Origin of the sequence: Ramlibacter aquaticus (assembly GCF_015159745.1) — a bacterium.
GTDB classification, from domain to species: Bacteria; Pseudomonadota; Gammaproteobacteria; order Burkholderiales; family Burkholderiaceae_C; genus Ramlibacter; species Ramlibacter aquaticus.
Genome location: NZ_JADDOJ010000027.1, coordinates 37817 through 47154, shown reverse-complemented (window position 1 = coordinate 47154; position 9338 = coordinate 37817). Strand labels below are relative to the sequence as shown.

Genomic DNA, 9338 nt, shown 5'->3' with positions numbered 1-9338 from the left:
CCTGGGTGCCGGTCAGGAAGATGGGGCCGCGCTCTGGGCCGAGCGCGGCCCCATCTTCCTGACCGGCACCCAGGCCCTGGTGCGGCTGCTGCTGATGCAGCGTGCGCGGGACGCGGCGGCCGGCCTGGCCAGCCAGGGCTTCATCAGCGGCTACCGGGGCTCGCCGCTGGGCATGGTGGACCAGGCGGTGTGGAAGGCCGGCCCGCGCCTGGCGGAGCGCGGCATCCGCTTCCTGCCGGCGGTGAACGAGGAACTGGGCGCGACCGCGGTGCTGGGCACGCAGCGGGTGGAGTCCGACCCCGAGCGCACCTGCGAGGGCGTGTTCGCGATGTGGTACGGCAAGGGCCCGGGCGTGGACCGGGCGGGCGACGCGATCAAGCACGGCAACGCCTATGGCGCCTCGCCGAACGGCGGCGTGCTGGTGGTGGCGGGCGACGACCACGGCTGCGTCTCCTCCTCCATGTCGCACCAGAGCGACCTGGCCTTCCAGGCCTGGCGCATGCCGGTGGTCTCGCCCGGCTCGGTGGCCGAGATGATCGAGTACGGCCTGTACGGCTGGGCGCTCTCGCGCTTTTCAGGAAACTGGGTCGGCTTCACCGCGCTGTCGGAGATCGTGGAGAGCGGCAGCACCGTGGACCTGGACCGCATCCACGCCCGCATGGCCGCCTGGCAGGACGCGGACAGCGTGCGGGCGCTGACCGGCTTCGTGCCGCCCGAGGACGGCCTGCACTACCGCTGGCCCGACCTGCCCGGCATGAAGATCGAGCAGCGCCTCGCGCACAAGCTGGACGCGGTGCGCGCCTTCGCGCGCATCAACTCGATCGACCGGCTCATCGCACCGGCGCCGCGCGCCACGGTGGGCATCGTCACCGCCGGCAAGGCGCATGATGACTTCATGGAGGTGCTGCGCCGGCTCGAGCTTTCGCCCGAGGTGCTGCAGGCGCACGGCGTGCGCATCCTCAAGCTGGGCCTGACCTATCCGATCGAGCCGCAGCGCATGCGCGCCTTCGCCCAGGGCCTGCGCGAGATCGTGGTGATCGAGGAGAAGGCGCCGGTGGTGGAGCAGCAGATCAAGGACCTGCTCTACAACGATGCGCAGCGGCCGGTGATCACCGGCAAGCATGACGCCGCCGGCGCGCCGCAGGTGCCGGTGGATGCGGAGCTGCGGCCTTCGCGGCTCATCGCCCTGGTGGCGGACTGGCTGGCCGCGCACTTCCCCGACCTGGACCGGCGGGCGCTGGTGCGCGACTTCACGCCCCCGCCGCTGCTCGCCAACGCGGCCGACGCCGTCAAGCGCACGCCCTACTTCTGCGCCGGCTGCCCGCACAACACCAGCACGCGCGTGCCCGAGGGGTCGCGCGCCCAGGCCGGCATCGGTTGCCACTTCATGGCCAGCTGGATGAACCGCGACACCGAAGGCCTGATCCAGATGGGCGGCGAGGGCGTGGACTGGGTCTCGCACGCAATGTTCACCCGCGTGCCGCACGTCTTCCAGAACCTGGGCGACGGCACGTACTACCACTCGGGCTACCTGGCGATCCGCCAGGCCGTGGCGGCGGGCGCCACGCTGACCTACAAGATCCTCTACAACGACGCGGTGGCGATGACCGGCGGCCAGCCGGTGGACGGCAAGGTCAGCGTGGACGGCATCGCGCGCCAGGTCGAGGCCGAGGGCGTGCAGCGCATCGCCATCGTCAGCGACGACATCGCGAAGTACGGGCCGCTGCGCGCGCGCTTTCCCGAGGGCACGAGCTTCCACGACCGCGACGCGCTGGACGCCGTGCAGCGCGAGCTGCGCGAACTGCCCGGGGTGACGGTGCTGATCTACGAGCAGACCTGCGCGGCCGAGAAGCGGCGCCGGCGCAAGAAGGGCCAGCTGGCCGACCCGCCGCGCCGGCTCTTCATCAACGAGCGCGTGTGCGAGGGCTGCGGCGATTGCGGCGTGCAGTCCAACTGCGTGGCGGTGCTGCCGCACGAGACCGCGCTGGGCCGCAAGCGGCGCATCGACCAGGCCGCCTGCAACAAGGACTATGCCTGCGCCAAGGGCTTTTGCCCCAGCTTCGTGGGCGTGCTCGGCGCCAAGCCGCGGCGGCGCAGCGGGAGATTGGGCGGCGAAGACGGCCGCTTCGCCCGCGCGGTGCAGGCCCTGCCGCTGCCGGCGACGCCGGTGTGGACGGGGCCCTGGGACCTGCTGGTCACGGGCGTGGGCGGCACCGGCGTGGTGACCGTGGGCGCGCTGGTGGCCATGGCCGCGCACCTGGAGGGCCAGTCGGCCAGCGTGCTGGACTTCATGGGCTTCGCGCAGAAGGGCGGCGCGGTGTTGTCCTTCGTGCGGCTGGCCGACCGGCCCGAGCGCCTCAACCAGGTCCGCATCGACACCCAGCAGGCCGACGCGCTGCTGGCCTGCGACCTGGTGGTGGGCGCCTCGCCCGAGGCGCTGCAGACGCTGCGCCGGGGCCGCACCCGCGTCATCGCCAACACGCACGAGATTCCGGTCGCCGAATCGCTGCGCAACCCGGACGCGGACCTGCGCGCCCCGCAGCTGCTGGAGAAGCTGCGCTTCGGTGCCGGCGAAGACCGGGTCGACACGCTGGACGCGCAGGCGCTGGCCGAGGCCTGGCTGGGCGACACGGTCGCCGCCAACATCGTGGCGCTGGGCTTCGCCTGGCAGCGCGGGCTGGTGCCGGTGGGGCTGGCCGCGCTGCAGCGCGCGATCGCGCTCAACGGCGTGGCGGTGGAAACGAACCAACTGGCCTTCTCGCTGGGCCGCCTGGCCGCGCACGATGCGCCCGCGCTGGAGCGGCTCTTCGCCACGCCGCACGAGGAAGCGCCGCCCGAGCAGCTCGACGCGCTGCTCGCGCTGGGCAGCGCGCAGCTCACAGGCTGGCAGGACGCCGCCCAGGCCCAGCGCTGGCGGGACTTCGTGCTGCGCGTGCGCGATGCCGAGCAGGCCCTGGCCGCCGACCCCTCCCTGCCGTTCACGCGGGCGGTGGGCGCCTCGCTGCTCAAGCTCATGGCCTACAAGGACGAGTACGAGGTGGCGCGGCTGTACACCGACGGCGAATTCCTGCGTTCGCTGCAGGCCCAGTTCGAGGACGGCTGGACGCTGGAATTCCACATGGCGCCGCCGCTGCTCTCACGCGGCAAGGCCGGCGCCGCGCCGCGCAAGATGCGATTCGGCCCCTGGCTGCTGCCGGTGCTGCGCGCCCTGGCGCGGCTGCGCGCGATCCGCGGCAGCTGGCTGGACCCCTTCGGCCACACGCAGGAGAGGCGCCTGGAGCGCGCGCTGCCGGGGCAGTTCATGGCGCGCATCGAGTCGCTGCTGCCGCGGCTCTCGCGCGACACGCTGGGCATCGCCTGCGAGATCGCGGCCCTGCCCATGGCCGTGCGCGGCTTCGGCCACGTCAAGCTGGGCAACCTGGCGCTGGCCCGCGCGCGCGAGGCGGAGCTGCTGCACCGCTTCGCGCCCCAGGTCTGGCCGCGGCCGGGGCCCTCGCGCGAGGCCGGCCAGCTGCGCGGTATCCCGGTGGTGGCGGGCTGAGGCACTCACTCCGAAGCACGCGGAGCGCAGCCTGTCGTGACGGGACGGCAGGCGGCTCCCGCCCTCAGGCCGCGGCCGCGCGGGGCGCGACCGGGGCTTCGCGGATCGGCAGGTGCACCAGCGCCGCGCCCACGGCCAGCACGATGTCGATGTACCAGACCAGGTCGTAGGAGCCGGTGGCCTCGAAGACGCGCCCGCCCAGCCAGGCGCCCAGGAAGCCGCCGACCTGGTGGGTCAGCATCACCAGGCCCACCAGGGTCGCCAGGTTGGCGGTGCCGAAGAACTTGGCCACCAGCCCGGCGGTGGCCGGCACGGTGGACAGGAAGGTGAAGCCCATCAGCGCCGAGAAGGCCAGCAGCACCGGGCCGGTCTTGGGCGCGAGCACGAACACCAGCACGCCCAGCGCGCGCGTCGCATACACCAGCGAGAGCAGGCGCTTGTAGCGCCAGCGGCCCATGGCCCAGCCCATGGCCAGGCTGCCTGCGATGTTGAACAGGCCGATCATGGCCAGCGACCAGCCGGCCCATTGCGCGGGCAGGCCGCAGGCCGCGATCACGCCCGGCATGTGCGTGCCCAGGAAGGCGACGTGGAAGCCGCAGACGAAGAAGCCCGAGGCCAGCAGCAGGAAGCTGGGCGTGTGCAGCGCCTGCCGCACGGCCTGGCCGGTGGGCAGGGGCGCCGCCACGCCCGCGGCCTGCACGTGGCCGCCGCGCAGCACGAAGGCCGCGGGCAGGGCCAGCAGCACCAGCAGGCCCATCACCTGCAGCGCGGCCGACCAGCCCATCACCGCCATCAGCGTGGTGGCGATGGGCGCCATCAGGAACTGGCCGAAGGAGCCGCCCGCGTTCACCAGGCCGGTGGCAAAGCCGCGCCGGTGCGGGGGCACCAGGCGCAGCGTGGCGCCCATGAGCACGGCGGGGCCGGCCATGCCCGCGCCGCCGGCGCTGAGCACGCCGATCACCAGCACCAGGCCGGCGGTGCTGCCCATGAGCGGGGTAAGGAAGGTGCCCAGCGCGACCAGCGCCACCCCGGCCAGCAGGATGCGCGTGGCGCCCAGGCGGTCGGCCAGCATGCCGGCGAAGGGCTGCGTGAGGCCCCACCAGAGCTGGCCGAAGGCGAAGGCCAGGCTGATGCTGGCCAGGCCCAGGCCGGTGGCGGTGTTCAGGGGCGAGAGGAACAGGCCCATGGACTGGCGCACGCCCATGGTGAGCGCGAAGGTGCCGGCCGCGGCCAGCAGGACGAGTCAGAAGGCTGGCCGCCGGGCGGCGGGGTCGGTCGCGGGCATGGCAACTCCAGATAGGTGTAGATGCACCTATATTACAGGGTCCGCGGCGCGGGGCCACGAAGCAGGGCGGAAACGCGATCGCGCACCGGGGGCCAGCCCGGGGCCGGATTTGGTGTGCTATACTCGCACTCTCAGCGGCTGTAGCTCAGTTGGATAGAGTACTTGGCTACGAACCAAGGGGTCGTGGGTTCGAATCCTGCCAGCCGCACCAGACAAGGTAATCAGACGAAGGGTCCTGCGAATTTCGCAGGACCCTTTTTCTTTGTGCGGCGCCATTGGCCTCCCGTCGCGCAACGGTTCGACGGATGGGTTGGGCCGTTCGGGCCCCTCGCCAGGGGGCTTTGCGCTGTGCATACTGTGTCCCCCGTCAACTCACGCGAGGGTTCACCATGCCGAAGTTCGTCATCGAGCGTTCCATCCCCAACGTCGGGGCTACCAGCGCGGCAGACCTGAAAGCCATCTCGCAGAAATCCTGCGGCGTGCTCAACGAGATGGGGCCCGAGGTGCAGTGGGTCCACAGCTACGTGACCGGCGACAAGATCTACTGCGTCTACAACGCCGCCAGCGAGGAGCTGGTGCGCGAGCACGCGCGCCGGGGCGGGTTTCCGGCCGACAGCGTGTCGCGCGTCATCACCACCATAGACCCCACGACCGCCGAGGCCTGAAGGCCGGCGCAGCCAGGCGCGCCACGCTGCCGCCCGCCAGCGCGCGGGCGGAGAATGCGTGGCCATGGAGTCCTTCGACATCGTCATCGCCGGCGCAGGCATCGCCGGGGCTTCGCTGGCGCACGCGCTGGCCGGCCGGCGCCGCGTGCTGCTGCTGGAGCGCGAACCCCAGCCCGGCTACCACGCCACCGGCCGATCGGCCGCCATGTTCATGGAAAGCTACGGCCCGCCGCAGGTGCGGGCGCTGACGCGCGCCAGCCGGGCCTTCTACACCCAGCCCCCGGAAGGCTTCGCGCCGGTGCCGCTGATGCACCCGCGCGGCGTGCTGTACGTGGCGCAGCCCGGCCAGGAAGACCTGCTGGCCGCCACCTGGCGCAGCCTGCAGGACAGCGGCCAGGGCGTGCAGCGGATCGATGCCCATGAAGCACGGGCCCGGGTGCCGGTGCTGCGCCCAGACCGCCTGCTGGGCGCGCTCGCCGAGCCCGGTGCGCAGGACATCGACGTGAACGCCCTGCACCAGGGCTTCCTGCGTGGCCTGCGCGCCGCGGGTGGCACCCTGCGCTGCGGCGCCGGCGTGGTGGCGGGCCGCCACGACGGCCGGCGCTGGACCCTGCAGCTGGACGATGGCGACGCGCTGCAGGCGGACGTGCTGGTCGATGCCGCCGGCGCCTGGGCGGACGTGCTCGCGCAGGCCTGCGGGGTGAGGCCGCTGGGCCTGCAGCCCTGCCGGCGCAGCGCCTTCACCTTCGACGGGCCGGCGGGCACCGAGGTCTCGGCCTGGCCGACCGTGGTGGGTATCGCCGAGGACTGGTACTTCAAGCCCGACGCCGGCCGGCTGCTCGGCTCGCCGGCCAACGCCGACCCCGTGCCGCCGCAGGACGTGCAGCCCGAGGCGCTGGACATCGCGACCGCCATCCACCGCATCGCCGAGGCCACCACGCTGGAGATCCGGCGGCCCGCCAGCACCTGGGCCGGCCTGCGCACCTTCGCGCCCGATGGCGAGATCGTGATCGGCTTCGACGGCGCGGTGCCGGGCTTCTTCTGGCTCGCGGGGCAGGGCGGCTACGGCATCCAGAGCGCGGCCGGCTGCGCCGCCCTGGCGGCCGCGCTGCTGTGTGGCGAGCCGCCGGACGCGGCCCTGCGTGACCAGGGTGTCGACGCGCGCGCCGTCTCGCCGGCGCGCTTCCAGGGCGGCGGCGCCTAGGGGATCAGCCCCAGGGCCATGGCCTTGGCCACGGCCTGCGTGCGCGTGGAGACCCCCAGCTTGCGCAGCACGTTGGTCATGTGGAAGTGCACGGCCGAATCCGACACGCCCAGGATGGTGGCGACCACGCCGTCGCTCTTGCCCTGCGCGACCCAGCGCAGGCAGGTGGTCTCGCGCTCGGTGAGCCGCGGCGCGAGGCGGGCGAACAGGCGCGGCACCGCGAGCCGCATCACGCTCACGTGCAGCACCCCGGCCAGCAGGCGCAGCGCGTCGGCGACGCGGCGCTCCTGTGCGCTGCCGGCGCGCGGCACCTGCGTGCGGGCGATGCTGAGCACGCTGTCGGCGCCCGGGCCGTGGTGCGCGGCCACCCAGGGCGCCGAGCTGGGCGGCGTGATGGGCGGCAGCTGCGCGGGCAAGCCATGGCGGCGCCACCCCGGCTCGGGCTCGCCGGCGTCCAGCGCCGCGAAGGCATAGGGGCCGTCCAGGTCGTCCCAGCTGTCGCGGCCGGCTCCGCGCACCGGCGGCCCGCAACGGATCGCGTGGTGCACCGGGTCCAGCGGCGGCCGCATCACCCGGATGCGGAACAGCCCGTGCTCGCCTTCCAGGGCCTCCACGGCCAGGCCCATGCGCTCATGCAGCTGGTCCTCGTCCTCGGCGGCGAGCACCGAGGCGATGCGCTCCAGCACCCGGTCCTCACGCACGGGCGGGTCCGGCCGGCGGCGGGCACGGCGCGTGCGTCGGTGGTGGTGAGGGGTCCGGGCGGGGCGTCGGCATGGCGTGGCGGCGTTGGGCCGATTTGACGCGACGAAGCGCGCCCGCCCGTCCCCGGCCGTGCCGTCGATGCAACGAACTAGCTTGGCAGTCAGGTGCGCCGCGTGCGGGCGCACCGGGCCCCTGCGGTGGCGCCGTTCAGCGCGTGCGGCGGGCGCTGAGGCGGGTGGCGATCAGGCCCAGCACCACGGCCGCGACCGGCCCGAAGCGAAAGCGCCGCGACAGCCAGCGGCTGGCACCGGCCACCGCGACGGCGACCAGGGCTTCGCGGCCGCTGGCCACCACGGCCTGGCCGAGGCGGGCCCGCCCGGCGGCGATCTGCGCCTGCAACTGCGCGCGCTCGGCGGCGATGGCCTGCAGGCGGGCTTTCATGGCCGGCGCCCCGCGAGCTGGTCCACGTCCTTGCGCAACTCGGCCATCGTGGCGGCGAGCAGCGGCGGGCGTTCACGCAGGCCCCGCTGCAGGCGCCAGAAGGCCAGCACCGCCCCGGCCACGAAGAACAGGCTCACGCCTACCAGGGCGGCGATGCGCGCGCTGTCCCAGAGCAGCACCACCACCGTGGCGGCGAGGGCGGCCAGCGCTAGCAGCGCCAGCACCGCGACGGCCAGCAGCGCCGCCAGCAGCTGGCCGGCACGCAGGGCCTGGTCCTCGACGTCCAGGGCGGCGAGGGCGAGGCGCTGGCGGCCCGCGTCCGCCAGCCCTGCGCCGAGTGCGCGCAGGCTCTCGGCCAGGGCCATCTCAGCGGCGGCCGATGAGCAGGCCCAGGGCCAGCCCGACCGCGGCGCCCAGGCCCACGGACTGCCAGGGGTTCGCGTGCACGTAGTCGTCGGCGGCCCGGCCGGCGGCCTTGGCACGGTCGACCACCGCGTCCTCGGCGTCCTGCAGGCGGAAGCGCGCGTTGCGCAGCGTTTCCTCGAGCCGGTCGCGCGCGGCCTCGTACTCCTGGCCGGCGTTGTTCGCGGCCTGCCGCAGCAGGATCTCGGCATCGCGCACCACGGCCCGCAGGTCGGCGGCCAGGTCGGGTTTCACATCGGTCGTCGCATCGCTCATCGCGTCCTCCTGAAGTTCGAAAAATGAAACTAAGCCCGGCGTCCATGGCCGCCCTTGACGTGGATCAAGCCTGCCTGCCGCAGAGCTCGCACCATGGTGCCATGAGACTCATCCGCTGGATCGCTGCCGCCGCCCTGGCCCTCGTGGCCGGCTGCTCCGCCATGCTGCCGCGCGGTGGCGCCTCGACGCCTTCGCCCTTCGACAGCTATGCCCAGGCCCAGGCCGCTGCAGAGCGGATCCTACCCTTCCAGACGCGGGTTGCCGAGCTTCAAGGTCTTGGCTTCGACGCGGCGGGCGGCACCAACGTCACGGCCATTCCCTACCCCGACCTGCTGGCGCGGCTGGCCCCCTATTCGGGCGTGCCCATGGATGCGCTGGACCCCGGCATCCGCCAGTGCATCCTCGCACGGGCCTCCTGCCGGGCCTGGGTGTTCCACTTCGAGCGCATGGAGCGCGATCGCGAAGGCGGCTTCCTGGCCGATTTCTTCAACGTGAACCGCGTCACCCGCATCACCGGCTGGTCCTTCGACGTCACGGTGGTGGCCAGCGAGGATCTCGTGCTCTTCCGCAACGCGGGCGGGCAGGCGCGCATCGACCGCGTGGAGCGCCAGCACAACCCGCTGGGGCCGCTGCAGCCGGCGGGCGAATCCGCCGGCAGCCTGCTCACGCGCTGAGCGCCCCCGCCGCGGCCCGCAGGGCCTTGGCGCCTTCGCGCGCTACGGGGACCCGAACAACAGCAGCCTGCCCACGGCCTAGCCGACCTGGCCCGGCAAGCTGGTGTTCGACGCCACGCCGACCCAGGCAGTCATCAGCGCGCAGTCG

The 9338-nt window shown here is 73.5% G+C and carries 9 protein-coding genes and 1 tRNA gene; 5 read left to right on the top strand and 5 right to left on the bottom strand.

Annotation, left to right across the window (positions count from 1 at the left end; translation table 11 throughout):
- Position 1: 1 nt before the first annotated feature.
- Positions 2–3541 (top strand): indolepyruvate ferredoxin oxidoreductase family protein, encoded by a 3540-nt coding sequence (locus IM725_RS08725; protein ID WP_193780189.1) that lies wholly within the window; start codon positions 2–4, stop codon positions 3539–3541.
- A 64-nt stretch (positions 3542–3605) separates the two neighbouring features.
- On the opposite strand, the gene IM725_RS08720 is transcribed toward IM725_RS08725, so the two are convergent.
- On the bottom strand, positions 3606–4745 hold the full coding sequence (locus IM725_RS08720) for an MFS transporter (RefSeq protein WP_193780188.1): 1140 nt from the start codon (positions 4743–4745) through the stop codon (positions 3606–3608).
- A 215-nt stretch (positions 4746–4960) separates the two neighbouring features.
- On the opposite strand from IM725_RS08720, the gene IM725_RS08715 reads away from it, so the two are divergent.
- The 3 genes from IM725_RS08715 to IM725_RS08705 all read left to right on the top strand — a co-directional run bounded on the left by IM725_RS08715 (position 4961) and on the right by IM725_RS08705 (position 6695).
- Positions 4961–5037, top strand: a tRNA-Arg gene (locus IM725_RS08715).
- Between the two features lie 178 nt (positions 5038–5215).
- Positions 5216–5491 carry a DUF4242 domain-containing protein gene (locus IM725_RS08710; protein WP_193780187.1) on the top strand — a complete coding sequence of 92 codons (276 nt, stop codon included), beginning with the start codon at positions 5216–5218 and terminating at the stop codon, positions 5489–5491.
- A gap of 64 nt (positions 5492–5555) precedes the next feature.
- The gene (locus tag IM725_RS08705) at positions 5556–6695 is read left to right on the top strand and encodes an NAD(P)/FAD-dependent oxidoreductase (RefSeq protein ID WP_193780186.1); all 1140 of its coding nucleotides are present in this window, start codon (positions 5556–5558) and stop codon (positions 6693–6695) included.
- Here the strand turns inward: IM725_RS08705 and IM725_RS20715 are convergent.
- The 4 genes from IM725_RS20715 to IM725_RS08685 form a co-directional block, all read right to left on the bottom strand.
- Positions 6692–7396 (bottom strand): helix-turn-helix domain-containing protein, encoded by a 705-nt coding sequence (locus IM725_RS20715; RefSeq protein WP_193780185.1) that lies wholly within the window; start codon positions 7394–7396, stop codon positions 6692–6694. The two genes, IM725_RS08705 and IM725_RS20715, sit on opposite strands and share 4 nt — an antisense overlap.
- Before the next feature lie 208 nt (positions 7397–7604).
- Positions 7605–7838: a hypothetical protein gene (locus IM725_RS08695; protein WP_193780184.1), complete on the bottom strand. Its 234-nt coding sequence runs from the start codon at positions 7836–7838 to the stop codon at positions 7605–7607.
- Positions 7835–8203 (bottom strand): phage holin family protein, encoded by a 369-nt coding sequence (locus IM725_RS08690; RefSeq protein ID WP_193780183.1) that lies wholly within the window; start codon positions 8201–8203, stop codon positions 7835–7837. Before IM725_RS08690 ends, IM725_RS08695 begins: the two co-directional genes overlap by 4 nt.
- A 1-nt stretch (position 8204) precedes the next feature.
- Complete coding sequence (locus tag IM725_RS08685) at positions 8205–8516, bottom strand: DUF883 family protein (RefSeq protein WP_193780182.1); 312 nt, start codon at positions 8514–8516, stop codon at positions 8205–8207.
- Between the two features lie 101 nt (positions 8517–8617).
- On the opposite strand from IM725_RS08685, the gene IM725_RS08680 reads away from it, so the two are divergent.
- Entirely contained in the window at positions 8618–9190 is a 573-nt protein-coding gene (locus tag IM725_RS08680) for a hypothetical protein (RefSeq protein WP_193780181.1), read from the top strand.
- Positions 9191–9338: the final 148 nt, after the last annotated feature.